The sequence below is a fragment of the Zoogloea sp. genome, from assembly GCF_017302315.1.
In the GTDB taxonomy this organism is placed as follows: domain Bacteria; phylum Pseudomonadota; class Gammaproteobacteria; order Burkholderiales; family Rhodocyclaceae; genus Zoogloea.
Genome location: NZ_JAFLDT010000032.1, coordinates 15181 through 42094, shown reverse-complemented (window position 1 = coordinate 42094; position 26914 = coordinate 15181). Strand labels below are relative to the sequence as shown.

At 64.3% G+C, this 26914-nt stretch carries 29 protein-coding genes; 22 read left to right on the top strand and 7 right to left on the bottom strand.

The annotated features are described in order from the left end of the window. Together J0L98_RS11375 and J0L98_RS11370 are read right to left on the bottom strand one after the other, a co-directional pair. Positions 1 to 432 (bottom strand): DEAD/DEAH box helicase (locus J0L98_RS11375; protein WP_296411909.1); only part of this gene is annotated, 432 nt, incomplete at its 3' end. A gap of 481 nt (positions 433 to 913) precedes the next feature. Further along, positions 914 to 1342 carry a TOBE domain-containing protein gene (locus J0L98_RS11370; RefSeq protein WP_296411908.1) on the bottom strand — a complete coding sequence of 143 codons (429 nt, stop codon included), beginning with the start codon at positions 1340 to 1342 and terminating at the stop codon, positions 914 to 916. A gap of 148 nt (positions 1343 to 1490) precedes the next feature. Here J0L98_RS11370 and J0L98_RS11365 point away from each other — a divergent pair, with 148 nt between their 5' ends. From J0L98_RS11365 to modC, 4 genes are read left to right on the top strand one after another with little or no spacing between them, the layout of a single operon-like run. Then, positions 1491 to 2318, top strand: coding sequence for a TOBE domain-containing protein (locus tag J0L98_RS11365; protein WP_296411907.1), 828 nt, complete (start codon positions 1491 to 1493; stop codon positions 2316 to 2318). Positions 2319 to 2348: 30 nt separating this feature from the next. Continuing rightward, positions 2349 to 3104 carry a molybdate ABC transporter substrate-binding protein gene (gene modA, locus J0L98_RS11360; protein ID WP_296411906.1) on the top strand — a complete coding sequence of 252 codons (756 nt, stop codon included), beginning with the start codon at positions 2349 to 2351 and terminating at the stop codon, positions 3102 to 3104. Between the two features lie 3 nt (positions 3105 to 3107). Then, positions 3108 to 3797, top strand: coding sequence for a molybdate ABC transporter permease subunit (gene modB, locus J0L98_RS11355; RefSeq protein WP_296411905.1), 690 nt, complete (start codon positions 3108 to 3110; stop codon positions 3795 to 3797). Further along, on the top strand, positions 3794 to 4870 hold the full coding sequence (modC, locus tag J0L98_RS11350; RefSeq protein WP_296411904.1) for a molybdenum ABC transporter ATP-binding protein: 1077 nt from the start codon (positions 3794 to 3796) through the stop codon (positions 4868 to 4870). The genes modB and modC overlap by 4 nt, the downstream gene beginning before the upstream one ends. A 50-nt stretch (positions 4871 to 4920) precedes the next feature. Here modC and J0L98_RS11345 read toward each other — a convergent pair whose 3' ends face one another. Further along, positions 4921 to 5799 carry a transporter gene (locus J0L98_RS11345; protein ID WP_296411903.1) on the bottom strand — a complete coding sequence of 293 codons (879 nt, stop codon included), beginning with the start codon at positions 5797 to 5799 and terminating at the stop codon, positions 4921 to 4923. A gap of 113 nt (positions 5800 to 5912) precedes the next feature. Continuing rightward, entirely contained in the window at positions 5913 to 8072 is a 2160-nt protein-coding gene (locus J0L98_RS11340; RefSeq protein ID WP_296411902.1) for a PQQ-dependent dehydrogenase, methanol/ethanol family, read from the bottom strand. Positions 8073 to 8341: 269 nt separating this feature from the next. On the opposite strand from J0L98_RS11340, the gene J0L98_RS11335 reads away from it, so the two are divergent. Then, positions 8342 to 10291, top strand: a complete 1950-nt coding sequence (locus J0L98_RS11335) for a sigma-54-dependent Fis family transcriptional regulator (RefSeq protein ID WP_296411901.1) — start codon at positions 8342 to 8344, stop codon at positions 10289 to 10291. Between the two features lie 78 nt (positions 10292 to 10369). On the opposite strand, the gene J0L98_RS11330 is transcribed toward J0L98_RS11335, so the two are convergent. The 3 genes from J0L98_RS11330 to J0L98_RS11320 all read right to left on the bottom strand — a co-directional run bounded on the left by J0L98_RS11330 (position 10370) and on the right by J0L98_RS11320 (position 14645). After that, a complete protein-coding gene (locus J0L98_RS11330) occupies positions 10370 to 12382 on the bottom strand; it encodes a TonB-dependent copper receptor (RefSeq protein WP_296411900.1) in 2013 nt (670 codons plus the stop codon). 126 nt (positions 12383 to 12508) lie between these two features. Further along, complete coding sequence (locus tag J0L98_RS11325) at positions 12509 to 14116, bottom strand: methyl-accepting chemotaxis protein (RefSeq protein ID WP_296411899.1); 1608 nt, start codon at positions 14114 to 14116, stop codon at positions 12509 to 12511. A 214-nt stretch (positions 14117 to 14330) separates the two neighbouring features. Next, complete coding sequence (locus J0L98_RS11320; protein WP_296411898.1) at positions 14331 to 14645, bottom strand: DUF5710 domain-containing protein; 315 nt, start codon at positions 14643 to 14645, stop codon at positions 14331 to 14333. A gap of 159 nt (positions 14646 to 14804) precedes the next feature. Between J0L98_RS11320 and J0L98_RS11315 the strand changes: the two genes are divergently transcribed. The 17 genes from J0L98_RS11315 (at position 14805) to J0L98_RS11235 (ending at position 26904) form a co-directional block, all read left to right on the top strand. After that, positions 14805 to 15206: a DUF3015 family protein gene (locus J0L98_RS11315; RefSeq protein ID WP_296411897.1), complete on the top strand. Its 402-nt coding sequence runs from the start codon at positions 14805 to 14807 to the stop codon at positions 15204 to 15206. A gap of 37 nt (positions 15207 to 15243) precedes the next feature. Beyond that, positions 15244 to 17124: a DUF4105 domain-containing protein gene (locus tag J0L98_RS11310; RefSeq protein WP_296411896.1), complete on the top strand. Its 1881-nt coding sequence runs from the start codon at positions 15244 to 15246 to the stop codon at positions 17122 to 17124. 307 nt (positions 17125 to 17431) lie between these two features. Next, positions 17432 to 18769 carry a site-specific integrase gene (locus J0L98_RS11305; RefSeq protein WP_296411895.1) on the top strand — a complete coding sequence of 446 codons (1338 nt, stop codon included), beginning with the start codon at positions 17432 to 17434 and terminating at the stop codon, positions 18767 to 18769. Between the two features lie 59 nt (positions 18770 to 18828). Beyond that, positions 18829 to 19152: a DUF4258 domain-containing protein gene (locus J0L98_RS11300; RefSeq protein ID WP_296411894.1), complete on the top strand. Its 324-nt coding sequence runs from the start codon at positions 18829 to 18831 to the stop codon at positions 19150 to 19152. Then, positions 19152 to 19586 (top strand): hypothetical protein, encoded by a 435-nt coding sequence (locus J0L98_RS11295; RefSeq protein ID WP_296411893.1) that lies wholly within the window; start codon positions 19152 to 19154, stop codon positions 19584 to 19586. The genes J0L98_RS11300 and J0L98_RS11295 overlap by 1 nt, the downstream gene beginning before the upstream one ends. Positions 19587 to 19683: 97 nt before the next feature. Beyond that, the gene (locus J0L98_RS11290) at positions 19684 to 19971 is read left to right on the top strand and encodes a helix-turn-helix domain-containing protein (RefSeq protein ID WP_296411892.1); all 288 of its coding nucleotides are present in this window, start codon (positions 19684 to 19686) and stop codon (positions 19969 to 19971) included. Between the two features lie 100 nt (positions 19972 to 20071). Beyond that, entirely contained in the window at positions 20072 to 20872 is an 801-nt protein-coding gene (locus J0L98_RS11285; RefSeq protein WP_296411891.1) for a hypothetical protein, read from the top strand. An 86-nt stretch (positions 20873 to 20958) separates the two neighbouring features. Then, positions 20959 to 21144 (top strand): DNA-binding protein, encoded by a 186-nt coding sequence (locus J0L98_RS11280; RefSeq protein ID WP_296411890.1) that lies wholly within the window; start codon positions 20959 to 20961, stop codon positions 21142 to 21144. An 11-nt stretch (positions 21145 to 21155) separates the two neighbouring features. Next, a complete protein-coding gene (locus J0L98_RS11275) occupies positions 21156 to 21506 on the top strand; it encodes a helix-turn-helix domain-containing protein (RefSeq protein ID WP_296411889.1) in 351 nt (116 codons plus the stop codon). 153 nt (positions 21507 to 21659) lie between these two features. Then, positions 21660 to 22487 carry a helix-turn-helix domain-containing protein gene (locus J0L98_RS11270; RefSeq protein WP_296411888.1) on the top strand — a complete coding sequence of 276 codons (828 nt, stop codon included), beginning with the start codon at positions 21660 to 21662 and terminating at the stop codon, positions 22485 to 22487. Further along, on the top strand, positions 22487 to 23866 hold the full coding sequence (dnaB, locus tag J0L98_RS11265; RefSeq protein WP_296411887.1) for a replicative DNA helicase: 1380 nt from the start codon (positions 22487 to 22489) through the stop codon (positions 23864 to 23866). Before J0L98_RS11270 ends, dnaB begins: the two co-directional genes overlap by 1 nt. A 53-nt stretch (positions 23867 to 23919) precedes the next feature. After that, positions 23920 to 24348, top strand: a complete 429-nt coding sequence (locus J0L98_RS11260; protein WP_296411886.1) for a DUF5681 domain-containing protein — start codon at positions 23920 to 23922, stop codon at positions 24346 to 24348. Continuing rightward, positions 24345 to 24548: a hypothetical protein gene (locus tag J0L98_RS11255; RefSeq protein ID WP_296411885.1), complete on the top strand. Its 204-nt coding sequence runs from the start codon at positions 24345 to 24347 to the stop codon at positions 24546 to 24548. The genes J0L98_RS11260 and J0L98_RS11255 overlap by 4 nt, the downstream gene beginning before the upstream one ends. A 390-nt stretch (positions 24549 to 24938) precedes the next feature. Further along, positions 24939 to 25961, top strand: coding sequence for a helix-turn-helix domain-containing protein (locus J0L98_RS11250; RefSeq protein ID WP_296411884.1), 1023 nt, complete (start codon positions 24939 to 24941; stop codon positions 25959 to 25961). Further along, positions 25958 to 26380 (top strand): hypothetical protein, encoded by a 423-nt coding sequence (locus J0L98_RS11245; protein WP_296411883.1) that lies wholly within the window; start codon positions 25958 to 25960, stop codon positions 26378 to 26380. Before J0L98_RS11250 ends, J0L98_RS11245 begins: the two co-directional genes overlap by 4 nt. Next, positions 26381 to 26683, top strand: coding sequence for a hypothetical protein (locus J0L98_RS11240; protein WP_296411882.1), 303 nt, complete (start codon positions 26381 to 26383; stop codon positions 26681 to 26683). Then, positions 26680 to 26904: a hypothetical protein gene (locus J0L98_RS11235; protein ID WP_296411881.1), complete on the top strand. Its 225-nt coding sequence runs from the start codon at positions 26680 to 26682 to the stop codon at positions 26902 to 26904. Before J0L98_RS11240 ends, J0L98_RS11235 begins: the two co-directional genes overlap by 4 nt. Positions 26905 to 26914: the final 10 nt, after the last annotated feature.

Genomic DNA, 26914 nt, shown 5'->3' with positions numbered 1-26914 from the left:
AGACGCACAAAACACCATGCCGTTGTAATTGGTGTCCAGCATCCAGCACGGCAAGTTCTCGGCCTCGATGGAGTCCGTTTCCATCGTGTCGGGCCGGAAAATATCCAGACCCCTGACCTCGACCTGGGCCGCGAGTTCGCGGGTCGGGGTCAGGATCAGGCAGCGGGGGCGACCCGGCTTGATGTTGTGGGCGTGTTCCTCGGAGAGGATGTGCAGGATCGGCAGCGTGAAGCCGGCGGTCTTGCCGGTGCCGGTCTGGGCGGCTGCCATCAGGTCGCCACCGGCGAGTACCTGGGGAATGGCCTGGGCCTGGATGGGCGTTGGCACGGTGTAGCCGGTGTCGGCAATGGCGCGCTGGATGGGCTCGCAGAGGGCGAGATCGGCAAACGTGATCGCAACCGGCGCCTGGGCGCCGGATTGGGCTTGAGTCATGGGTATGTGTGCTCCTGCGACGGCCTGAACGCTCACGGGGAGCGGCACCAATCGGGGCGGGCGCAACGAGATTTCGGGATCGCTGGGATCGGTCGAAACTGATGAAAGAGGGTGCCGGTACGCTGATTGGCAGGCGCACGGTGCCCGGATTGTACGGGGTTGGCGGCGAATGTGTTGACTAATTTGCCTGCAGTGGGGAATGCGCACCCGGCCTGGGGGGGCTAGCGGGGCATGTACGGGCTCAGGGAGAAGAAGCCCCGTGCCCGGCTGCATTTCGAGGGCATGGGTGAGCCTAGCGGAACGCTCTGCCCACCTTTGTGGAAAGTCCGTGAATCCGCCGACTGGCGCGCCGTATGCGCTGAGTCGGTGAAATTCGCTATATAGGTGTGCATATAGATCGACGAGGCTGGCTTCGTGATGCCTCCCCGTTGTGTGCCAGCCCGGTGAGGCGGGCATGACGGATGGCCGTCGTTGCCAGTGCTCAGGCAGCGACGCCGATGATCACCGATGGGGCCTTGAACACCGCAGCAGCGGGGACGCCGACCGTCAGGCCGAGGGCCGTGGCGCCGTCGCGGGTGATGGTGGCGTACACCGTCAGGCCATTGGGGAGACCGATCGCCACCTCGGTGCTGACCGGGCCTTCGGTGAGGGACGTCACCGTGCCTTCGAGGCGGTTGCGGGCCGACAGCTTGACCCCCGCTCCATCGGTCAGAACCAGTACCGACGAGGCTTTCACCAGAGCCTTGACGGCCTTGCCGGCGACCAGCCCGAGTTCCGCAACGCTGTCGTTGGTGACCGTGGCCACGATCTGGAGGCCGCCCGGAAGGGCGATGTTTACTTCGGAATTGATCGCACCGGGTTTGACGGATTGGACGCTGCCGTCGAAGGCGTTTCGGGCACTGATTTTCATTTTGACTCTCCTGGTTCGATTGGGGGCTGCATGAACTCTACGTAGGGGTGGTCGCTATCCGCAACCATAGCGCAGCGCAGCATTTGTGGCCCGCTATTTGCTGAAGTACAGTACGTACCGTTGTGTATGGCTCTATATAGGACAATTGATGACTACCCGACGTCCCGTTCAGCACAAGCTTGTCGGAAAGCTGACAGTCGATACCGAGTTCGGCACTTTCCTGGGCGACACCCGGATTCGCCTGCTTGAGGCCATCGACCGATATGGCTCCATCTCCCAGGCGGCGAAGGCCGTTCCCCTGTCCTACAAGGCGGCGTGGGATGCCGTGGATGCGATGAACAACCTGGCGGAGGCGCCTTTGGTCGAACGCTCGGTGGGTGGCAAGCACGGGGGGGGCACCAGCCTTACCGATTACGGCCGCCGGGTGATCGCCATGTATCGGGCGGTGGAGCAGGAATACCAGCAGGCCATCGACCGCCTGTCGTCACGCCTCGGTGACGGGGGCGAGACCAATGTGCGCCAGTTCCAGACCCTGCTGCGCCGTATGGCCATGCGTACCAGTGCGCGCAATCAGTTCGTCGGCACCGTGTCCGGCCTGCGCGAGGGCGAGGTCAGTTTCGAGGTTCGCGTGCGCCTGGATGATGCGAACGAGGTGGTGGCGGTGATCACCCGGGCCAGCGCCGAGAATCTGGAACTGGGTATTGGCCGCGAGGTGCATGCCTTCGTCAAGGCGCCTTCGGTGCTGATCATCACCGACCGCGACACCCGCACCACCGCCCGCAATCACCTGTGGGGCGAGGTCACCGCCATCCACGAGGGGCCGGTGAGCTCCGAAGTCACGATCACCCTGCCCAGCGGCCGCAATATCACCTCGGTGGTGACCCACGACAGTATCGGCAACCTGGATCTCCATGTGGGCAGTATGGCCTGCGCCGTGTTCCAGGCCACCTCCGTGATCCTCGCCGTCTTTGACTGATCCTTGTTCCCACTCTTCTGGAGCCAGACCATGAAGCCTGTCTTTCGTCGTGTTGCCCTGTTTGCCCTGCTTGCCAGCGCAGCCCTGAGTGCCCGCGCCGAGGAGATCTCGGTGGCGGTGGCCGCCAATTTCACCGCGCCCATGCAAAAGATCGCCGCCGAGTTTGAGAAGCGCACCGGCCACAAGGCTCAGCTGGTGTTTGGCTCGACCGGCAAGTTCTACGCACAGATCAAGTCGGGAGCCCCCTTTCAGTTGCTGCTCGCCGCCGACGATGAAACCCCGACCCGGCTGGTAAAGGAAGGTGACGGGGTGGCGGGCACCCAGTTCACCTACGCCATCGGCAAGCTGGTCCTGTGGTCGCCAAAGCCGGGCTTCGTGGACGACAAGGGTGAAGTGCTCAAGGGCGGCAAGTTCGAGCACCTTTCCATCGCCAATCCCAAGCTGGCACCCTACGGCCTGGCCGCCACCGAAACCCTGAAGGCGCTGGGGCTCGCCGACAGCCTGCAGCCGAGGATCGTCATGGGCGAGAGCATCTCCCAGGCCCAGCAGTTCGTGACCTCCGGCAGTGCCGAGCTGGGCTTCATCGCCTTTTCCCAGATCCATAAGGATGGCAAGCTGATCGAGGGCTCCCACTGGCTGGTACCGGCGAAGTACTACAGCCCGCTCCGCCAGGACGCCGTGGTGCTGGCCAAGGGCAAGGGCAATGCGGCGGTGGACGCGCTGGCCGGTTTTCTCAAGTCGAAGATCGCGGCCGACATCATCAAATCCTACGGCTACGATCTCTGAACCATGCACCTGAGCGCGGATGACTGGTCGGCGATCCGCCTGACCCTGGAGCTGGCCAGCATCGTCACGGTGCTGCTGTTGATCATCGGCACGCCTATTGCGTGGTGGCTGGCGCGCAGCCAGTCCAGGCTACGTGGTGTGGTGGGGGCCATCGTATCCCTGCCCATCGTGCTGCCGCCTACCGTGTTGGGCTTTTACCTCTTGGTCATGATGGGGCCGGAAGGGGTGGTGGGGCGGCTTACCGAAGCCATCGGGCTGGGCCGCCTGCCCTTCACCTTCCCGGGCCTGGTGGTGGCCTCCATCCTGTATTCGCTGCCCTTCGTGGTGCAACCGGTTCAGAACGCTTTCATGGCCATGGGTGACAGGCCCCTGGAAGTGGCTGCAACCCTGCGTGCCTCGCCGCTGCGGGCCTTCTTTACCGTGGCGCTGCCCCTCGCGCGGCCAGGCTTCGTTACCGCTGCCATCCTGGGCTTTGCCCATACCGTAGGCGAGTTTGGTGTGGTGCTGATGATCGGCGGAAACATCCCGGATAAGACCCGGGTAATCTCCATGCAGATCTACAACCATGTGGAAGCCATGGAGTATGGTCAGGCCCATGGTCTGGCGGCGCTGCTGCTGGGTTTTTCCTTCCTGGTACTGCTGGCGCTGTATACCGTGGGCGGGGCTCGAAGCACTCTGGGAGCCGGCCGATGAGCGGTCTGTGTGTCGCCTGCCGTTTGCCCCTGGCGGATTTCGTGCTGGATACCGATCTGACCTTGCCCGGGCGCGGCGTGACCGCGCTGTTCGGTCCGTCCGGCTCCGGCAAGACCACCCTGCTGCGCTGTGTTGCCGGGCTGGCCCGGGCCGCGGGGCGGGTGCAGATCAATGGCGAATGCTGGCAGGACGATGCCCGCCGGATATTTCTACCGACCCACCAGCGTGCCCTTGGCTATGTCTTCCAGGAGGCCAGTCTGTTTGCCCACCTGTCGGTGCGGGCCAACCTGGAGTTCGGCCTGAAGCGCATCCCCGCGGCGGAGCGCAAGGTGGGCTGGGATGCGGCGCTGGCGCTGCTCGGCATCGGCCATTTGCTGGAACGGGGCACGGAGAGCCTGTCCGGTGGCGAGCGTCAGCGGGTGGCGATCGCCCGCGCCCTGCTCACCAGCCCGCGTCTGTTGTTGATGGACGAGCCCCTGGCGGCCCTCGACGCGAAGCGCAAGCAGGAGATCCTGCCTTACCTGGAGCGCCTGCACGACGAACTGGCGATTCCTGTTCTCTATGTGAGCCACTCGCCGGATGAGGTGGCCCGCCTGGCTGATCACCTTGTGTTGCTGGAGCAGGGCCGGGTGCTGGCCTGCGGCCCAACCCGCGATCTGCTGACCCGGCTTGATCTCCCCCTGGCCCTCGATGAGGATGCCGCAGTGCGCATCGATGCCACGGTGCTGTCCCACGACGACGCCTACCACCTGACCTGCCTGGGCTTCGCGGGCGGTCATATCCAGGTGACCCGCAAGCCGCTTGCCGTCGGGGCCAAGGCGCATATCAAGATCCAGGCCCGGGACGTCAGCATCGCCCTTGCCGGCGACAACCGCTCCAGTATCGTCAACCGTCTGCCGGCGCGAATCCTGGGCTTTGGTGACGCAGCCCATCCGGCCCAGTGCCTCGTGCGCCTGGAGGTGGGAGGCGCCCCCTTGCTGGCGCGCATCACGCGCCTCTCCCGGGACCAGCTCGGACTGGTCGAGGGGATGTCGGTGGTGGCCCAGATCAAGTCGGTGGCGCTTCTGGGCTAGGGCCGGGTGCCTGCTCCCCCGGGCGGGCGGGGGAGCAGGGGCTGATGGTTTTAGTAAACGTAGAGCAGGCGGGCTTGCAGGCCGCTGACCTTGGGGCCTTCCTCGACCTTCAGGTCACGCACATACTGCAGTTGTACCTGCCACTGCTTGTCCACGAAGGAGGCCCAGGTCAGCATGGCTGTGCCGTTGTTTTTGGCGCCGGCAATCTCCGCACCGTTGAGGGTCTCCTTGGCGCCCCAGGCATGGCGATAGGTGGCGGCCAGGTAGGTGGCGTCACTCAGGTGGTAGCGCAGGTGGCCGTGGGCTTGCAGCAGCGGGTCTTTTTGCGACTTGGTGTCCCGTTGGTCCTGGTAGAACTCGGTTTCGCCGATCAGATCGATGGTCCAGTTGTTGCTCAGCTTGCGGATGTAGCCGACCTGAAGGTCGGTGGCCCAGCGGTTGTTGCTGAGGGCGAAGCCCTGGTTCTTGTCGCCGCCGGTGGGTGCGGTGAAGAACACCGACCAGCCCAGATGCTCGCCGCGAGCCAGATCGGCGATGGTCCACAGGGTGCCACCGAAGATCAGGTCGCCGATGCCGCTGGTCTTGCTGTCCGACAGGCCGATCTTCTGGCTGCCGAAGGGCAGGATGATCTGGGGGTCGATGATGTAGTCGCCCAATTTCATGAAATGCACGTAACGCAGGATGCCGGCGTTGATCGACAGGTCGAGGTTGTCCACCACCTTGTTGCCGTTGGCGTAAACCTTGTCGGCGCGGGGAAACTGGGCGTAGGCGAGGAGCAGATTGGTCCCCGCGGGGAGGCCGGTGTAGTCGCCCGGGTCGGGGCGCACGTCGGCATGGGCAGCGGCGGCGGCCATCAGTCCGGTGAGGGTCAGGGCTGCACGGCGCAGGCATGCGCGGGGGCGCCCGAAGGAGGATTGAGGCATCGTCATGGTCTTGTCTCCGTATGGTGCTTATTGAATAAACGCGTGGTGCTGAATAAAAAGGCCGCAGCGCTCCTTGGAGGGGGGAGGGGACGGATGGCTGCGGCAAGAGGGAGGCGGGCTTACTTTTTCGGCCGGACGGCGTCTGCGGTACCCTGGATGAAGGCCTTGATCTTCTCCACGTCATCAAGACTGAGCTTGCCGGTGAAGTCGGGCATGCCTTTCTTGAGGTAAGGGCCCTTGAAGACAAAGTCCGACAGGTTCTCGATATCCCGGGACGGGACATAGCCGAGGTTGGGAATGTTGCCGCCCTTGTCCACCCCGGGGACGCCGTGGCAGAAGACGCAATGGCTCACATAGAGCTTGGTGCCTTCCGGGATGTGGGCAGGGTTGTACTTCACGCCCGAAATCAGCTCGCCGAGGGCGTAGGGCCGTGCTTCAGGCAGGGGGGCGGTGCCGTCCAGGGCAAAGGTGTAAACCCGGCCGTGATCCTGCTTGTCGGTGGCGCGTTGCATCAGGCCGAACACGCCACCCCAGCCCACCGCAATGGAGACATATTGGCGTCCGTCCACCTGGTAGGTGACCGGCGGGGCGATGATGCCGGTGCCGATGGGGGCCTCCCAGCGTTTTTCGCCCGTGTCGGCCCGATAGGCGGCGAAGCGCCCGTCGGCAGTGCCGGCAAAGACCAGGTTGCCCGCCGTGGTGAGGGTGCCCCCGTTCCAGGGGGAGGCATATTCCTGGCGCCATACTTCCCTCTGCTTGACAGGATCCCAGGCGATCAGGCGACCGAAGGCCTTGCTCTTGGGGGGCTGGCTGTTGATCAGCATGCCGGTGTTCCATCCTGTGCCGGACTGGGGCTGGCCGGGGAGGCTGGCGTTGTGGCTCCAGGTGGCGTCCTCGGCCAGATTGAGGGGGACGTTCTGAACCGGAAAGTAGGCCAGGCCGGTCTTCGGATTGAAGGACATGGCATGCCAGTTATGGCCGCCAAAGGGCCCGGGTATGCTGTCAAAAGCCTCCCGCGAGCGGGCGCCCGGGGTTTCGATGGGGCGCCCCTTCTTGTCATAGCCCGTCGCCCAGTTCACTTCGGTGAAGGGTTTGGCGGAGATGAACTTGCCATTTACCCGGTCGATCACGAAGAAGAAGCCGTTTTTCGGGGCATGCAGGAGCACCTTGCGCTTCTTCCCCTCGATCTGGAGGTCGGTGAGGATGATGTCCTGCACCGAGGTGTAGTCCCAGTTGTCGCCGGGCGTCTCCTGGTAGTGCCAGACATATTTTCCGGTGTCCGGGTTGAGGGCCACCACGGAGGCCAGATAGAGGTTGTCGCCTCCGCCCGGGCTGCGCTTGCGGTGGTTCCAGGGGGAGCCGTTGCCGGTGCCCACATACATCAGGTTGAGTTCGGGGTCGTAGGCCATGGCGTTCCACACGGTCCCGCCGCCACCGTTGATCCACCATTTGCCGGCCGGGTCCCAGGTCTTGGCGGCCTTGGCCATTGAGGCGTCTTCAAAGGGTTTGGCGGGATCGCCGGGGACCGTGTACCAGCGCCATTTCTGATCGCCGCTTTCGGCATCGTAGGCGGTGATGTAGCCGCGCACGCCGTATTCGGCGCCGCCGTTGCCGATGATCACCTTGCCCTTGATGACCCGCGGTGCCCCGGTGACGGTGTAAGAATGGCTGCGGTCCTCGATGGTGTCCTTCTCCCAGACGGGCTTGCCCGTGGCTGCGTCAAGGGCCACCAGGCGGCCGTCGAAGGTGCCCACGAAGACCTTGCCCTTATACAGGGCGACGCCACGGTTCACGACGTCACAGCAGCCCTTGAAGGCCATTTCCCGGGGCACCTTGGGGTCGTAAGACCACAGCCGCTTGCCGGTACGGACGTCCACGGCATGCACCACGCTCCATGAGGCGGTCACGTACATGATGCCGTCCACCACCAGGGGGGTGGCTTCGACGCCGCGGGTGGATTCCAGGTTGTAGGACCACACCAGCCCTAGTCGCCCGACGGTGTCAGCGGTGATCTCGGAGAGGGGGCTGTGGCGGGTCTCGGCATGGTCGAGGCCATAGGCGGGCCAGTTCTCGCCGCGGGCTGCATTGGCCCGGATGGCGTGGGTGTCCACCTTCCCGGTGACTTCCGCGACATGTTCCCGGGATCCTTTGGCGCCGGGGTCGGCCAGGGCGATGCCGGCCATGAGCATGCCGGACAGCAATGCGGTTGCCAGCAGTCTGCCTCGCGCCTGTTCCAGGGCGAACGTCCCGGTACAGCCCCTTTCAGGTTTTCTTGTCATCTTGTCTCCTCATTGACTTGAGTCGTTGAACGTATTTAATGTGGTACGCCCTTCTGTCGGGAAATTCGTCTTCCGATCAGGGTAATAAGTCCATAGCAGTCGGTGTGCCTGCCAGCAGGTATTCGGCGCTTATAAAAAACACATAAAAATCATGGGTTTGTTTTCTTGTTTCAGAATCTTTGGCGATTGGCCGGGACGAGGCTGTATTGAAACGAGCCAGCCCTTGAAGAAAACTGGCTTGTTATTGGCCGAATGGAGGAGGCTGCAAGATGGGTGAATCTGTAATGGCATTCGGAAAGCGGGTTCAATTGGCGCGGAGGCACTTCTTCGAGGAGGGGAAGCGGCCCGTCGGGCTGGTGCCGGAAGGTGTGATCCGTTCCTGGGAGCGATCCCGGGAGTTGGGGCTGGCCACGGCGGACCGGCGGGTCTTCAATCCCATCGCGCGGCACGAGAAGTCCCTGGTCGAGGAGCGGAGTCGCTCCCTGATCACCTGTGCCCTGCCGGAAATGGAGCGGCTCCACCAGTCGCTCGGGCAGGGGGGCTGGGCGCTCGCGTGCATTGACACGCAGGGCATCGTGGTGAGCGCGGTGTGCGGAAGCAGCGCCGAGTTTCGCGTGCTGAACAGCATTTTTCAGGTGGGGCGCAACCTCAGTGAAGCGGCGGTGGGAACCAATGGCCCCGGCAGCGCCCTGGCTGAGGCGCGGCCGGTGGTGGTTCGGGCGGCGGAGCATTTTCTGGACGAGGTTCAGCCCTTTTCCTGTGCCGCAGTGCCCCTCTTCGATCCGTCCGGACGTCTGGCCGGGGTGCTGGACGCGACACGGATGAACGATGGCGAACCGCTGGCGTTGCTCGAAGTGCTTGGCACGGCGGCCCGCGCGATTGAGCAAGGCCTGCTGGCGGAAATGAGCGGCGCCTTGACCCTCGGTTTTCATTACCGGCGTGATTTGCTCGGAACCCCCTTCGAAGGATTGGTGGTGTTTGATGAGGAAGGGGGGCTGCTGGGCGCGAACCAGACGGCCCGTCAACTCCTTGGGTTGGGGTGTGGCGACGAAAAAGGAGGCGGCTTCGAGCAGCTTTTCGATTGCCCCCCTGACATGTTCCGGCGGGCCTTGGCGGGCCGGCTGGAGAGCGCGGTTGTGCACAGCGACGGTGGCCTGCGCTTTGAGGCGCGCTTCCAGGCGGCACGGGCAGGTTCGGTGCTGGCCAGGCTGAGGGAGGGCGTGCAGCGGATCCACGCCCTCGCGAGTCCGGCGGTGCCTGCCGGTGGCAGCGTGACGGCCGATCCGGGCGACGGGGTGCTGGATCCGGTTGCCGGGCATGTGCTGCATGTGGCCCGACGAGCCTTCGAGCGGGACATTCCGGTGCTCATCAACGGTGAAACCGGCACCGGCAAGGAAGTGCTGGCCCGCCGCCTGCATGCGGACAGCAGCCGCGCGGGAGGCCCGTTTGTGGCCATCAACTGTTCATCCCTGCCGGCCGGATTGATCGAGTCGGAGTTCTTCGGCTATGAAGACGGCGCCTTTACCGGTGCCCGGCGTGGTGGTGCCCAGGGCAAGTTCGAGATGGCGCGCGGGGGGACGCTGTTTCTTGACGAGATCGGGGACATGCCGCTGGATCTGCAGGGGCGCTTGCTGCGCGTCCTGCAGGAGCGTTGTTTCACGCGTCTGGCGGGTGCCAGGTTGATTCCCTTCGATGCCCGCATCGTGGCCGCGACCCATCGACGTCTGGATACCCTGGTGGCGGAGGGGCGTTTTCGTGAAGACTTGTACTACCGGATCAAGGGTGTGGGTGTGTGCCTGCCGGCCCTGCGGGAGCGCGGGGATCGGGCGGCCCTGATTGAAGCACTGCTGGCGCAGGAGCGCGGTGGGCAGGGGGGGGCGGTACTGTCAGCGGAGGCGCTCCGGGTTCTGATGTCTTATCGCTGGCCGGGGAACATCCGTCAGCTTGGCCATGTGCTGCGCCTGGCGCTGACCCTGGCCGAGGGCGAGGTCGAGATCGGTCTGCAGCATCTGCCCGAAGAATTGCTCATGGAGGTGGCCGGGCCAGCCTGCCGTTCGGCCACGGCAAGGGGCGGCGATGTCTGTCTGCGGGATATCGAACTTGAGGCCGTGCGGGCCGCGATGGCCCGCAACGGTGGCAATGTCTCGGCCACTGCCCGTAGTCTGGGTGTGGCGCGGGCGACGCTGTATCGCAAGCTGCGTTTGCTCGGGCTGGCTTGAGCGTCGTGCTTCCGGCGCGAGGCGGCCTCGGAGGGTGTTACGAAATCGAACCGCTCGTCACGATTTCTCTACACCCTTTCAGTTCAGTGCAATGTTGGCTTTCAGCCACAGGGTCCGGCCGGGCTCGTTCACACGGGTGGTCTGGGTGAATCCCCCGACCATGGCTCCGCTGCGGCTGATGAACTCGGCGTAGGTCCGGTCGAACAGGTTGTCCACCCCGGCAGTGACCAGGAAGCCCTTGGCGGGCCGGTAACCTGCGTTCAGGGAGACGATGGCAAAGCCGGCGGAGGCTCCGATGTCCTGCCCGACGATGTTGCCGTAGCCCGTGTCGTAGCGCTTCTGGCCCTGCACCATGCGTAGCAGGGCGCCGGCGCTCCAGGTCTTGTCGTCATAGCCGGCGCCGAGGCGAGCTTCCAGGGGTGGGATCTGGGACAGGGGCTTGCCACTGCTGTCGTTCTCGCCATGCACCCAGGCCAGGGTACCCCAGGTTTTCCAGAAATTCCCCAGGGCATAGCTGAGGTCGCCTTCGAGTCCGTAGGTGGTGGCGTCGATATTGAGCGCGTCGGTGGCAAAGGCGTTGATCTGGCGGATCTGGATGAAGTCCTTGTGCTTGGCGTAGAACAGGGAGGCCGAGGCGCGCAGGGGGCCGGCAGCGTAGATCGCGCCGGTGTCGAGCTGGGTGGTCTTTTCAGGCTTCAGGAAGAAGGTGCTGGCGCTGCCGGTCATCATGGTTGACGTGGCGGCGGGTGCCTTGGTGCGCTCCCAGTAGTCGGCGGCCCGTTCGCTGTGGCCGAGGCCGGCGTAGAGGGTCGTGGTGGGGGTGAAGGCGTTCTCCCAGCGCAGGAAGCCGGCCTTGAGGGTGTCCTTGTCGCTGCGTCCCGAGGTGCTCTTGCCGCTGCGCTGGTCTTCGGCCTCGCTCCAGTCCAGGCGGGCACCTCCGATCAGGCGATGGGCGGCGTTGAGTTCGTGGGTCAGTTCGCCAAATATGCCCCAGGTCCGGAAGCGCATGTCGGGGGCGCGCGCCAGGGTGTCGTAGCCCGTCACGGCGGCACCGCTGGCCTTGCGCAGGGTGTGGTCATTGGTCTGGAAGTCGATGCCGGTTTCCAGGGTGCTGCGGGGGCTCAGGTCAAGTGTCGCGGCGAAGCGCCCGCCTTTGGTCTCCCGGTCGGGGTTGCTGACCATCTTCATGCCGGAGGCGGTACGCAGGCTGTAGTTGTCCATCACGTGGTCAACATAGTTGCGGTAGATCTGCCCTTCGAGCTTGGCAAGCAGTGGGCTGATGCGGGATTTCTCGAACTTCAGACCCACGTTGGTCCTGTCGAAGGCAGTGCCATCCATGCTGCGGTCGGCATAGGCCGCATGGCCGTTGCTCTTGGCAAAGCTGAGTTCGAGACGGGTGTTCTCGTCCGGGGTCAGGCCGACGGCGCCATTCACGCTCCAGCGGTCGTAGCGGGAGTGCACTGTCCGCCCGGAGCCGTCCTTGTAGTCCTGGCTGTGGGAGTGGGTGCCGGTGATCTCGCCGTAGTAGCGTTCATTGCCGACGCCCGCTTCCATGACCTGATCGTTACGCCCGAAGCTGCCGGCCAGCAGGCTGCCCTCGGCATAGGCCGAGAAGCCCTTGCGGACCTTGGGTGTGCGTTCGAAGAGCACCACCCCGGCGCTGTTGCCCGGGCCGTACTTGACCGTCTGCGGGCCTTTCAAGACGGTGATGCGATCAAAGGCTTCGGGAAAGACGTAGGCGGTGGGTGGGTCCATGCGCATGCCGCAGCCGCCCAGGATCATCTCGCCGTCCAGCAGGATGCCCAGGCGCGAGGCGGCCATGCCGCGGAACACCGGGTCGCCGTCGGTGCCGCCTTTGCGGATCACCGAGAAGCCGGGAATGTTCTTCAGGTAGTCGGCGCCATCGTGGGCGGGAACCGGCTGGCGCGGGGCGCGCGGGTCGGTGATGACGGTGAGCGGCGCTTCCATGGCCGGAGCCGTGACCACGACCTCGCGCAGGGTGTCTATTGCGTGGGCCGGGAAGGCACAGGTGATCGCAAGGGGCAGGGCAAGGGGCAGAAGGCGCTGCCGGCGCGGCGCGGGATGACGCATTGAAGTGGGCTCCGTCGTTTTTTCGAGAGCGCCACATTAGACTTTGCTGAAATAGATGCGTTTGATCTGCGGCAAGATGGCGCACCAAAATGGTGCGACATAGTGTCGCAGATCGCTGCAGCCAACTCAGACCCGGAAGCGGGAAACGCTGCCTTTCAGGCTGTCGGCCACGGTGAGCAGGCGGTGGGCGGTGCTGGCCACCGAGCTGATGGCGGCGGAGTTTTCCTCCGACATCTGGGCGATGGCTTCCACGTTGCGGGCGAGATCGGTGGAGGCACCGCGCTGCTCCCGCAGGGCGTCGGAGATGCTGTCGATGGTGCTCTGCATGGTGGCGGCAGACTGGCGGATGTCGCTCATCGATTCGCTGGCCTTGCTGGCCGCAACAACGACTTCGCCCACCAGCGCCCGGCTGGACTGCATGCTGCTCACCGCGCCGGCTGCGCCATGCTGGATCGCGCTGATCACGGAGCTGATTTCCTGCACCGAGCTGGTGGTGCGCTCGGCAAGCTTGCGCACCTCGTCGGCCACCACGGCAAAGCCGCGGCCCTGTTCGCCGGCCCGGGCGGCTTCGATGGCGGCATTGAGGGCCAGCAGATTGGTCTGGTCGGCCACTTCGCGGATGACCACGGTGATCTTGTCGATCTGCTGGACTTGATCGGAGAGAACCTGCATCTGTCCGGCGGTGGTCTCCACCTGCTCGGCAACCCGGCTGATCCGTTCCGTCGCGGCGTCCACGCCCTTGCCGCTGGACACCGCCTGGTTGCCGGCCTCGGTGGCACGGGCGCTGGCATCGTCGGCACTGGAGCCGACGTGGTCAATGCTGACGGTGAGTTCCTCAACTGCGGCGGCGGCGGCTGAGGTGGAACTGGACTGCTGCTCGCTGCTGACGGAAACCTGCTGGGCCGCGCTCGACAACTGGCCCGCGGACACCGCCACGTTGTTGGAGTTGTTCACGATTTCGCCGATGGTTCTGGCGAGTTCGGTACGCATGGTTTCGAGGGAGGCGAGGAGGGTGCCGATCTCGTCCTTGGTACTGCTCCGGGCTGGCTGGGTTGCCAGGTCGCCGGATGCGATACGGGCCGCGATCTGGTTGGCTTCCGTAAGGCGCTGGCTGATTGCGCGGGTGGTGGCGAAGCTCAAGCCCAGCATGATCAGTGCGGCAGTGACGAGGATGCCGACACCAATCCAGGTGGCCCTGTCCTTGACCCGGGCGGCGCTTTCTGCGCTGGTCTTGCCCAGTTCCTCGTTGAATTTCATGTGGGCTTCGACGTGTTCGATGAACTTGTTGGATTGGGGGGCCACCTTTGCGAGCGCCGCCCGGGTGTCCTCGAAGCGATTGGCCCGGGATATCACCAGGGCTTCGCTGATCTGCTGGTAGAGGTGTGTGGCGGCCTTGCGCTCTTCGTCGAGCAGGCGCTGGTCCTCGGCGTTGCTGACGAAACCTTCGTAGCGCTTCAGCTCTCGGTCGATCAGGGTCTGGCTGTCGATGATGGTCTTTTCGATCTCGGCCTTGTCTTCGGGGTTGGCCAGCGCATGCCGATAGACCCGCACCCTCAGGCGGCCAAACTCCGTGATGACCTTATTCAGGATTTCGATGCTGGGCACTACGTTGATGTTGCCGAAGTTCGTTTCTTCATACACGTCGTTCATCTGAACGTGGTTGATGGCTGTCAGTACGAGCAGACTCATGAGCGCCGTTCCGACCAGGAGATACAGGCGTTGCGAGATGGTCATTTTTCTTCTTCCTGAAAGGGCTTCCCGATGAAGATGCGTGCGATGTCCGCACGCATCCTGGCTGTTGTCCGGGCAGCCGGGGGCGGGGGCCGCGTTATTCAGGACATGGCGGCAGAAACGGCACTTGTTCACCCGACTTGAGTGAAAAATTCACAGTAGTCTGACGAAAATGACAGATGCGCTTACCCGGATTCGATAGACATAGGCGGCATTCTCAGGCTGGGCCTTGCCAGCCCCGGGCTTCCACCTCCCGCCGGCAGGCGGCGCAGCCGATCCAGGGCAGGCAGTCGCAGGGGAACTCAAAGAAGCGCGACCCTGTTCTGACGGTCGAGGCCGTGCTGGCAGGCTTGGGGGCCGTGACCCCGGCGCGCGCCGGTGCGGGGCTTTCGTGTTCCGGCAGCCAGCGCTTGAAGACGGCCGGATCGGTCATGTTCTGCACATACCAGACGCGCTTTGTGGCATCCCAGCGGGCGCCCAGGCGCTTGGCCTCGTCCTTCTCGGCAAAGGGGACTTGCAGGTTCGTTCTCATGGGTCTCTTGCTGCGCTGTGCGCCCTGGGTTGGGCAAGCGATTGTATCTCCCCAGCATTGCCGCTTCAGGGCGTGCGCCAATACCGGCCCGTCAATTGACCCATTTCGCGTTGGCGGCGATACTTTGTGCCGGCCCATCAACTCCCTGCTCGAACGACCATGAAGACCTTGTCCAAGCTCGCCCTCCTTTCCGTCCTTGCTCTCAGTGCCGCCGCATGCACGGTCATTGATCCGAGTTCCAGCAGCCACAGCAGCAGTAGTGGCGGTGATTCCAAGAGCGCTTCCCTGATGAGTCGCGAACAGCGCATCGCCCGTTTCACCGAGAACAACCTGGACCACCTGAAGCGGGACATCAGTGTCGGGCAGGGCGAGTATCTTTCCTCGCTGGCCAGCCTGATGCAGATCGAGACGGCCCAGCGCCCGGCCTTCTTTGCCTTCGTGCAGGGTAATTTCACCCGGCTCTTTCCGAGCGCCCGGACCCGCGCCGCCGACATGCTGACAGCGCTTGATCGCGAAATGCGTGCTGACCCGCGCTTTGCCGAGCGTGTTGCGCTGAACTGAGCCTGCCCGGGTGCCGGCGGCGGTGCGTGCCGGCGCGTTGCTCGCCATCGGTCTGCTGCTCTGGATGTCGGGAGCGCGGGCCGATCTTGACTATCTTGCCGACCTGCAGCGCCGGGCGGCGGAGTCTCGTCTAGCCGATCACCGGGAGTGGCGCGTCCTCCTGCATTACCGCCGCAACGGTTCGGGCGGCGAGGTGATGAGCGATGCGGACGATCCGCGCTTCTTCCTGGCGCCGGGCGGCAAAGCCGATCCGGCTGGTGAGCTGGCCGCGACCCTGGCGGCCTTCTTTTCCGATGATCACGTGGGGGCCGATCCGCAGCCGGCCCAGTGCGCCTTCGTGGCGCGCTACGAGTGGCTGCGCCAGGCGCTCGATTTTGACCCCGGGCGTTTGCCGGCCCGGCCATGTGCCGCCTACTTGCGCTGGAAGGCGGAGCTGGAGGCGGAAGCGGCCACGCTGGTCTTTACGTCCGCCTACCTGAACAATCCCGCGTCGCTTTTCGGCCATACCTTGCTGCGCCTCGATCGGCGCGGCGAATCCGGCAGTACCCCTCTGCTGGCCTATGCCGTCGGCTATGCGGCCGATGATCGTGGCAGCAAGGGCCTGATGTACGGAATAAAGGGCGTGTCGGGAGGCTTCGGTGGCTATTTCGAGCTGCAGTCCTACGACCGCCTGGTGCGCAATTACAGCGACATCGAGAATCGTGACATCTGGGAGTACCGGTTGAACTTCAACGCGGATCAGATGGCGCGGCTTGTTGCCCATCTGTGGGAGTTGCGCGGGGTTCGCTTCGACTACTTCTTCTTTACCGAGAATTGCGCCTGGCAGCTGCTGACCTTGCTGGAAGTGGCCGATCCATCGCGGGATTTGTCCAGCCGCTTTGTCCTGTGGGTGGCGCCGGCCGATGTGCTGCGCCTGCTCAGCAGCGAGCCCGGGCTGGTCGGCGCCGTCACGCCACGTCCTGCGCGTGGCAGTGCAATCCGGCGGCGCTATTCAGCGCTCAGTGCCCCGGAAAGGGCGCAGGCTCGCGCCTTGCGTGATGATGTCGGGCAGGTGAATGCGCAGGCCTTCCAGGCGCTCCCTTCCGAAAGGCAGGCCGCGATCCTCGATCTGGCGCTGGATCTGCGTCAGCGCGGGGGGATGGCCGGGCAGGGTGAGGCCGATGCGCCGACTGATGAGGGTGTGCACAGGCTGCTCTTTGCCCGCAGTGCACTCGGTCAGCCTGCATCCCGCTTCGAGATCGCGCCCTTCGCCGGCCGTCCGGAGCTTGGGCATGCCTCCCATCGTGCAGGCCTTGCCCTGGGGCAGCGGGGCGGCCAGGGTTTCATCGAGTTCAACGCACGGGCGAGCTTTCACGATCTGCTCGAGGCGGATGCGGGTTATGCGCCCGAGGCTGGAATCGAACTGCTCAGTGCATCCGTTCGGCACCGGCCGGAAACCGGAAGCACGCGCCTGAATGCGCTGACCCTGATCTCCATCGAATCGCTCCCTCCTTTCAATCCCCTGCTGCCGCGCCCTGCCTGGCGGGCCCATGCGGGATGGGTGCCTTCCCCCCGGCCGGGCTGCAACGAATGCCTGGCGTTCAGGGCCGACGCGTGGGCGGGCTTCAGCACCGAAACCCGCTGGCCGTGGCGCAGCCTGTGGTTCGCGCTTCCGGGTCTGGTGGCCGAACACGTGGCCGGTCGGCCGGGGCGTAGCGGCCCGGGTGTCAGCGCCGGTCTGATTGCCGAGCCGGGTGCGGGCTGGAAGATCTCCGCGCGCGTCACCCGGACAGCCTATCGGTGGGGCGAGCGCTCGGAAGAGACGCGCTGGGCATTGGCCCAGCAATTCACACTGAAGCGCGATCTGGCGCTGCGTGCCGAGTGGCAGGGCTTGGGCGGAGTCCGTGAATTCTCGGTGGGCTTGCTGGTTTATTTTTGAAGATGGCGGGGTTGCCTCCGGAGAGGGGCTGCGACACGCCGATCTGCAAAGCACTCAGGCCAGCCCTTGTGAGGCTGGCCTGAGTGCCTGGTGCTTTTGGTGGGCCCAGCAGGACTTGAACCCGCGACCAAGCGATTATGAGTCGGCAAAAACTGGGCTTCGATAGGCATAGACAAAAATCCACAAAACCCCTTGGAAGTGGCGTAGATGGCCGGTTTTCCCGGTGTTGGAGCCTCGGTTGCATCATAGACAGGAATGGACGAAAATCGATTTTATTCCTTCCCCAGTCCTTCCCAGGGTTGCCGCCATGCCCCGCCAAAGACTTACGCTTCCCCGCATCGCAGCCTTCAAACCCAAGTCAGAGGGCTTCCTCTGGGATGAGGACGCGCCGCAACTCGCGGTCCGTGTCCGTGCCTCTGGCTCGAAGAACTTCATCTTCCAAAGTGGTCTCGGCTACCGAGATATCCGCATCACCATCGGCAGCGTGGATGCCTGGACTATCGAAGCCGCCCGCGAGGAGGCTCGCCGCTACCAGCGGATGATCGACGAAGGGAAAGACCCGCGCGAAGTGTTGCGCAAGGAGGTGGAGGCACGCGAGGCCGAGGAGGCTGCCCGTCAGGCTGCGGCTGACGTAGAGAAGGAGGAGCTACGCCGCCAGGCCGTGACCGTGGGCGAAGCCTGGTCAGCCTACGTGGCTGCCCGCTCCCACAAGTGGGGGGACTCCCACAAGCGCGACCACGAGAAGGCCATCCAGCCCGGCGGCGAGCGGATCACCCGGGGGCGCAAGAAAGGGCAGGGGGAGTTTTCCCTGCCGGGCATGGTGCATTCCCTGCTGCGTGAGCCTCTGAAGGATCTGACCTCGGAGCGCTTGGCCAACTGGATGCAGGAGAACAACGCGCGCGGAGCGACCGAAGCTGCGAAAAACTTCCGCCTGCTCCGGGCCTTCCTGAACTGGTGCGCAGAGCGCCCCCAGTATTCCGGGATCGTCCGTCCCGATGCCTGCCGCACCTCCGAGGTGAAAGACCACGTGAGGGCGGTCAAGGCCAAGGGCGACAGCCTGCAGCGGGAGCAGCTTCCACGGTGGTTCGAGCACGTGCGGGCCCTGCGCAATCCAGTGCATGCCGCCTACCTGCAGACGGCCCTATTGACCGGCGCGCGCCGCGAGGAGCTGACCGGCATGCGCTGGGATGACGTGGATTTCCAGTGGAGGACCGTCACCATCAAGGACAAGGTGGAAGGGGAGCGGACCATTCCTCTGACGCCCTATGTTGCCGCGTTGCTGGCCGGCCTGCCGCGCCGGAACGAATGGGTGTTCTCCAGCCCCTCGGCCGAGTCGGGACGCCTGCAGGAGCCCCTGAAGCCGCACAAGAACGCCATGGAGGCCGCCGGCCTGCCGCCCTTCACCCTGCACGACCTGCGCCGCTCCTTCGGCACCCTGGCCGAATGGGTGGAATGCCCGGTGGGTGTAGTGGCCCAGATTCAGGGGCACAAGCCGTCCGCCCTGGCCGAGAAGCACTACCGCCGCCGGCCAATCGACCTGCTGCGTATGTGGCACGTAAAGATTGAGGCTTGGATCCTGGAGCAGGCCGGTATCGAGCAGCCAGCCGAGGAGCAGGCACACGGGCTGCGAGTGGTGAAAACGTGAGCAAGGGCCTATCGGTACCGCTTGATTTTCTCTCCAGCAACCTATAAAAAGTATAGGTAATGACGAATCCTGTACCCTTTCGGCTGAACGACACCAACGCCCTTCGCCTTCTGCGGGAGATTGCCGCCGACTCGGCCCGAGTCGTGCTCCTTACCCACGCCAAGCAGCGAATGCGGCAGCGGCAAATCACGTTGGCCCAGGTGCTTGATGTGCTGCGCAAGGGGCGGGTGGCAGAGCCGGCAACAGTCGACATTCATGGCAACTGGAAGCTGACGGTTCGCGGCTCCAGCTGTGGGCAGGAAATATTGGTGGCGGGTGCCATTGACATGAACGACGAGCCCGGCAAGCGGGTGTTTGTGATAACGGTTTTTGGGAGTGACTGATGTACCACTACACGGAAGGTGGGCTGACGAATGTCTGGCTCTCCAACGGCTTCAGGGAGGAAGACACGCCCTATGGCAAGGGTGTGTCCATCGAGGATGTCGAAGGCCTGCATCGCGTGATCGGCATGAAGCTGGTCAAGGAGCGGGCGCAACTGACGGGGGCCGAGTTTCGGTTCCTGCGCAAGGAACTGGGGCTGTCCCAGGCAAAGCTCGCCCACTGGTGGGGCTACGAGGCGCAGAGCGTCGCCGGCTGGGAGAAGCGGGGGAGGGTGCCGCGCATTGCTGACCGCTTCATTCGTGCGTTCTATCTTGAGAAGGTTTCCGGCAATCCGTCCGTACTGGAGATTGTCGAACGTCTGGCCGACGCCGACCGGGAGGATGCGCCCAAGCTGACCTTTGAGGAGACGGCGGAGGGCTGGCGGCTTGCCGCTTGATCGAAGAGGGGATTTCGTCATGCCGACGAACAGCATGTGCCGGAGATGGTGGCCGCCTGACCATGCTACTCGTCCAGGCCTGGAAAGGAGAACAAACATGAGCACCGCATTCGAGAGCATCAAACGCGGACTGTTGGAAGCCATTGAACACGCCGAGGGTCGTGCCCCGGCGACTCGCGTCCATCGCCCATGCCCGGTCGACGTGAAAGCACTGCGCACCAAGGTAGGCATGAGCCAGGAGCAGTTTGCCGCACGCTTCGGCTTTTCCACTGCAACCCTTCGCCACTGGGAGAGGGGCGACCGTGCCCCGCATGGCCCAGCGCTGGTGCTGCTGAACGTCATTCAGCACAACCATGCCGCCGTCATCGAGGCCCTGACGGCCTGACCGAGCACCATCGCCGCGCCTAGGTCGGCCAACCGAAAAGCGGGACACCTTCACCCGCCTGGCGCGGCGCCCCATTGAAGGGCGCTTGAAGGAGCGCAGATTGGCAATCAGGATTCCTCCGTCAAAGACGCCGACAGCCGGCACCTTGCTCACGAGCGCTCGTAATGTCGCCGACGAGTGGTATCAGCCGACACCAGCTAAGCAGGGGCCGCAGTGGCGTCTGTGGGCAAATTTGCCAGCTGTGGAGTTGTGGCAAGCGATCACTTTGTCTTGCGGCATTGAGCCGAAGTACTACCTGGGTGACGCAGATCCTGAATTTGAGCTTCGGATGCGGATCGCCATCGGCAACGGGTTAGGAAAAGGAGACCGGCCGCATTGTGCGCTGGTAACGTTGAGGGACGTTGCTCGTCTGGCACATCGTTGCGGCTGGACGTTGCCCCCTGAGTTTCCGCAGCCAGTGGTGGAGCAACCCAGCATTGCAGGCGTCAAGCTTTCACCGGAAGAGGTAGAGCACGGCGATGTTGGGATGGTGGCAACGCCGGCCGCCGAGAGACCCGCTCGCGCCGATGATGGGGCGCAGGCCCTCTCGAAGGCAGAGGAGATCCTCGCCAACGAGCCGTATCAATCGGCGCCCGTGGACGCAGTCCCGACGGCCCGAAGCAATCCACTTACTTCCGTGATCACCAAAGCACGCTCCTCTGCATTGAATGCAGAGGATCCGTCCAGTGTCTGGGCGGAGTTGGTAAAAATGGCCGAATCTCCGAATCGTCCAGGCCCCTTGATCGGGTATGCGGAGGGCGAAGGCATCAAGTATCAAACCGAGAAAGGCGTCCAATTCCTCACTCGCAAGAATTTCGGGGATCGCGAGATGCGCGCGCGTAAGCGCGCCAGTGCTCGCTAACACTCGCTAAGCCGCGCACCTATCGGAAACACTCATATCGGAGCATAGATTGCGAATCGTCCCATTCAGCACATGGAGCGATTCACATGCAAACCAAGCACTTCCCCACCTCGACCTTTGCTAAAAGCATCGGTTACCAGTCCGCCAGCATCCGCACGGCGGTCTGGCGCAATGGTCATTTCAACGGCATCAAGCCGATCAAGCTCCCAAACGGGCGCCTGCTCTGGCCTGCGGATTCCGTTGAACGTCTGACCTCCGGCTCCTCCAGCTAACAGGGGGTGCCATGACCGACAATAAAAAGGGCCGCTCCAACGAGAGCAGCCCCAAAGACGATTTCACCCGTAATCATAGGCCTCCCGCTGTCACTGGGCAATGCGCTGAAGTGCTTGAGCTTCGGCGCAAAGAGGGCAGCGTTCTGTCTTTCCGCCTGACCGCAGAGCTTGCGATTCCCGAGGCTGCCGCCCGCGTGCATGAGCTGCGCGCCTTGGGCTTCCACGTTCAAACTACACTCCTCTCGCAAGTCGAGTTTCGTGGTCGGATCCGCCGCAACGTGGCGCGCTATAGCCTCGGTATCCCTGCCTGGCCCGCGCCAGGCTTCCTGGCGGAGAGGGGCTCGAATGAAGCCGCCCATTAAGCAGAAGACCGCGAAGAGAGGGCGGTCGGGGGACCAGGCTGCTCAACGCTATGAGGCCTTGAAGGCGGGGTTCCAGCGAGTAGGCCTGACCCCGGCCGAGTACGCACGGGCATGCCGTCGCGCAGCCAGGAAGGCGGGCCTGTAGCTATGGCCATGGCGATCTTTTCAATAGTTCCGGTTGAGGTCTGGGCAGACAAGCGCCTGACGCTCAAGCAGATGCGCGTCCTTGGCGTGCTCTTCTCGTTCCGAAACAAGAATACGGACATCGTATGGCCTTCGCGTGCGCAGATCGCTGAACGCTGCGGCATGAGCGTGTGCCACGTTTCGACGGCAACTACCGACCTCGAGCGCTTGGGCTGGCTGCGCAAAGACGGCAAAGGCGGCTACTCGAAATCGACCCGTTACGCCATCACGGTGCCCGACTTGATTGACGTGGAAACGGTACCCAAAACCGGAACGGTTCCGGATAACGGAACGGTTCCGAAATCAGGTACGGGAGGGGTACCGGAATCGGGTACACGCTTGCGGGTACCGGAATCGGGAACGGGCAAAGAACAGACCATAGAACAGACCAGTGAACAGACCAAGGTAGGGGACAAGCCCCCTGTCTGCAGCAAAGCTGCCGACCCTTGCCCGCATCAGTCGATCATTGATCTGTATCACCAGGCTCTGCCGAGTGGTCGCCGTGTCCGGTCCTGGACTGACACCAGAAAGGCAAAACTCCGCGCCAGGTGGAAGGAGGAAGCGGAGCGCCAGAGCCTCGATTGGTGGGTCAAGTTCTTTGACTACATCGCCAAGTCCGACTTTCTGACGGGCAAGACCTCAACGCCGGGGCGCCGTCCGTTTGAGATCGACCTGGAGTGGATCGTCACACCTTCGAACTTCGTGAAAATCCTCGAAGGCAAGTACGAGAACGGGCAGGCGGCGATCACACCCGAGGCACCGACTCAGCAGGAAGCAATGTTCCGGGGATGCATCTGATGAACGCTCCCGACCTTCGCAACCTGCCGCCCCACTCCCTCGAAGCGGAACAGGGCCTGCTTGGCGCCGTCCTGGTTGATGGGGCGCGAGTGCTCGACCGCATCGAGGGCACAGTGACCGCTGCGGACTTCTACCGGGCCGACCATCAGACGATCTTCGCCACCGCCAAGGCACTGCATGACGCGGGCAAGGCGGTGGATCTGCTCACCGTCCTCGATGCCCTGGAAGCCAGGGGCGAGGCAGACCGCGCCGGCGGCTTGGGCTACTTGGGGGAGCTGGGCAACGGCGGATTCCTTGCGGCGAACGCCCGCAGCTACGCCGGCACGATCCGGGAGCGGGCCACCCTGCGGGGCCTGCAGCAGACGGCCGCCGACATTCTGGCCGCCTGCTCCATGCCCGCCGGCCGCTCGCCTGCGGACATCGCTGCGCAAGCCGAGGCCAGCATGCAGGCCCTGGTCGATCATTCCGATACCGAACCTGCACGCCTGCAGGATGTGCTCTGCGATGTGCTCGGTGACGTGCAGGAACGGATGGAGCGGGGAGGGCGCATTGCAGGCCTTTCTACGGGCTTTGGTGGCTTCGACGGAATGACCGGAGGCCTTGAGCCCGGGCAGCTTGTGATCGTTGCTGCAAGGCCCTCTGTGGGCAAGACGGTTGTTGGCTGCAACATCGCTGCCCATGTCGCGACTGGCGGCTCACCGGTGTTGTTCGTCACCTTGGAAATGACCCGCCGCGAGATCGCCGCTCGCATCCTGGCCGCACGCTCCGGTGTGACGGTCCAGGCGATGCGTGCCGGCACCAGCGAGCGGAACGACTGGGACCGGATGAATACCGCGGTCGCCTCCTCTGCCTCCTGGAAGCTCTTCATCGACGACACCCCGGCGGTGAGTGTCGCCTATGTCCGTGCGAAGGCTCGCAGCATCCAGCGCACGCACGGGCTGGGTCTGGTGGTGATCGACTACCTGGGCTTGATGCGGGGCACGGGCGACAACAGGGCGCAGGAGGTCGGCAGCATCTCCCGTGGGCTGAAGGCCCTGGCCAAGCAACTGCAGGTACCAGTGGTCGCCCTGGCCCAGCTCAACCGTGCCAGCGAGGGGCGACTGGACAGGAAGCCCACCCTGGCCGACCTGCGCGACTCCGGCGAGATCGAGCAGGACGCGGACATTGTCGCGATGCTCCACCGCGAATCCATGCACCGCGAGGCGCCGGAATGGGAAGGGCTCGCCCAGCTCTTGATCCGCAAGAACCGCAACGGCCCCACCGGTGAATGCCTGCTGGCCCTGGATGGTCCGCGCATGCGCTTCACCGATTACCACGGCCCTTGTCCGGTTGCCGCTCGGCCGGAAAAGCCCGCCCAGCGGAAAGGGTTTGAGGCGTGATGGACGGCGCCAAATCGATACGAAGCCACTGAAAAATCAGAAGGGAATCACTCATGACCAACAAGCGAATCCCGCCCGCAGCCTGGAAGCCAGGCGAGTCAGGCAACCCCCGCGGAAAGCCGAAGGGCGCTATCAACAAGACCACGCGCTTGGCCTTGGAGCTGTTCGAGGGCGGCATCAAGAACATTGCCGAGGTCGTCATCAAGCAGGCCAAGGACGGCGACCTCACCGCGGCGCGCCTCGTGCTCGACAAGCTGGTGCCGAACGCCCGGGAGCGCGCCGTAGAGCTGCCTGGACTGCCCAGCACAGAGAGCCCGGCAGGAGTGGCGGACGCACAGGCCGCCATCCTTCAGGCCGTTGCCGCTGGCGATCTGACCCCGGGCGAAGCCGCGACCCTATCCGGGATCGTCGAGAACCGCCGCAAGGCCATCGAAACCCAGGAACTTGAATTGCGCATCCAGGCGCTGGAGGATCGTCCATGAAGGCAACGAAGAATCGGATTGCGTCGCTCGAGAAGCGCAGGCCGCGGCCTGTACTCACGGTGGCGGGGTGGGATGCCCGAATTGACGCCCTTCTCCGCAAGTCCGGCACGACGCTCGCCGAGCAGCTAAACATCCATGGCGGTTGGCACCGCTTCAAGGCAGCAGTCAGGGCCGCATGTGCGGCCAGAAAGGAGTCCTGAAATGTCCGTCCAGTCCTTGCATAAGCGTGTGCGCCGGCTGTCTGTGGAAGCCTCGCCAGCCATGTCAATCGCTGAGCGCCTCCGTAGCTCTCGGCAGGATGAGGCTCGTGAGGCCCCTGCTGATCGCCTCGCCCGCCTGGAGGCAATGAAGCCTTCAAAGCTCCGGGATCGGCTTATCCGGGCGTATCGCCGCCAGATCGAGGGGGCGAAGTGATGGCGCCGATAGAGCTGGCTGGAAGGCTCCCCGAAGCCATCCGCCGCGCATTGATCGAGGCCTCCCAGTTAGGGGCGCCCGACTCACTGGAGCGCCGCTGCGCGATCAGGGGCTGAGTTACACGCAGATCGCCAGGGCCTGCGAGATGCCGAGATCGACGGTTGCCTACATCTGCCGTGGAGATCGGCGATGTCAGACGCCTGCCAGATATTCGACGGTGGAGCGATAAGAGAACCCGGCCGAGCGCCGGGTTTGTCGTTCTGGAGGGGGTGCGCGTGCCGCTTCTCGCGCTCTGTACTGTGCAGGTGTTGCAAACGGAGTGCCTGCACATGACCAAGCTAACCCTATCCGAGGTGGCCAAGCGCCTCGGAATCCATCGAACCACGGCCGCCCGCATGGTTGGCCGCAATGAGATCCCGGCTATTCGCCTTCCATCCGGTGCTGTCCGCGTTGATGAGGCCGAGTTTCAGACCTGGCTGTCGTCCCACCGCACCCTTCAACTGGAGTCCGCGCCCATGAATCCCCCCCTCAAGCTCAGCGCTCACCTAGAGCAACTTGAGCATGAAATCGCCCTTGCCGAGCGGGCGATTGCCGATGCAGTGAAGAAGGACCACGCCGCCGGTGTCGAGCTGGCCCGCGCTCCGAGCAATCCTGATGCGCTGAAGGCAGCTCGAGAGGCTGCCCAGCAGGTTGCCGCGCTGAATGCTGACCTCGACATGTTGCGCAAGGCGCGCGTTGCAGCGGCCGAGGCCGACAACGCGGAGGCGCAAGAGGCCGCCCGCGCCAAGGCCATCGAACACATGACTACGCTCGAAACCCTCTTGGCTGAGCGCCGGGAGGCCGCCGAGCGTATTGATTCTGTTCTGGCCGATTTCAAGGCGGCCATGGGCGCTTGGCGGGATCTGGGGCGTTCCATCGCGGAAGAAGCCGGAGGCTTTTTCAAGCTCACCCTCGATGGTCGCCGGCTGCATGAGTGCCATGGAGGTGCCGCCGCAATGGTGGATGCCGCCCTCAACCCGCTCGCCGCTGAAATCGACGACGCGCTCCATGGGATCAACAGCCACCTCTGCATGAACTTCAACTACATCCGGCATGCGGCCGGCCAGCCCGAACTGGTGGCCGTGGCTGCAGACAGCTCTGGCGATGTTCTTCGCGCCCGCGTGCGGGAGATCGCCCGTCAGCGGGGTCTGCTGCAATGACCAACCTGAGCACGCTCTACGACGCTCCGTCGTCCGTAGCGGCCGGGGTCAGCGAGGCGCAAGCGGCTCCTCAGGCCTCGGCGCTCTCCGCGCTCTACGATGCTCCCACTGACCCCGCGCCGCAATCTCGAGCGCCTGAGACGCCCAACCCCCGCAGCGAGCCTGCACCGCAGCCCCAGGCCGAGAGAACGCAGGAGGGGCGAGCCCAGCAAGCGTTCTACGGCCAGCCGGAAGAGGTGCCGGCCGTCGAGGTGCCCGAGAACATCAAGGCCATGCGGGAAGCCGATGGCGCCCGCCAGATGTACTCACCCCAGGGGACCTACTCGGCCGTACTGCCCGATGACATGTGGGCGGGTGATGAAGCCGCGCAGGCCATCCCCGAGCCGGTGCAGCGCGCCGCCATCTCGGAGCTGCGCTAGATGGCAGCCGACGTGGCGATGTCGCACGACGACGTGCGCGCCCTGCAGGGGATCGCCCGGCGGATCACCGCGGAGCCGACCGAGGCCGAGCGTATCGCCTGGCGCGAGCAGGCCGTCACCCGCCTGAATCAGACCTATGGCACCGGCGCCGCCCAGGCCTTCCGGGACGCCCGGGCCTTCATCGCGCAAGACTCGCGCCGCGCCAAGATCCTCGACGCCAAGGGCTTGGGCGACCACCCCGACACTGTGCTCATGGTGGCCCGCCTGGCTCGGCAGGCACGCATTCAAGGGAAGCTGAAATGACCGAAGAACAATGGGTCCCGCCCCTTACCCAGGGTGGGGCGCAGTCAAGGGCGCGCCTTGCTTTGCATCTTGAGAGCCAAGGAATGGCGCTTGAGGACGCACTCCGCGAGGGTGACACGCTGATCGCGTGCCGCCGGGCCTTCGGCCAAGAAGCCTCATTCGATGAAACCCCGGACGCGGCCGTCAGGCCCGATCCGTTACAGCAACTGGTGACGAAATGACAATCCGCGA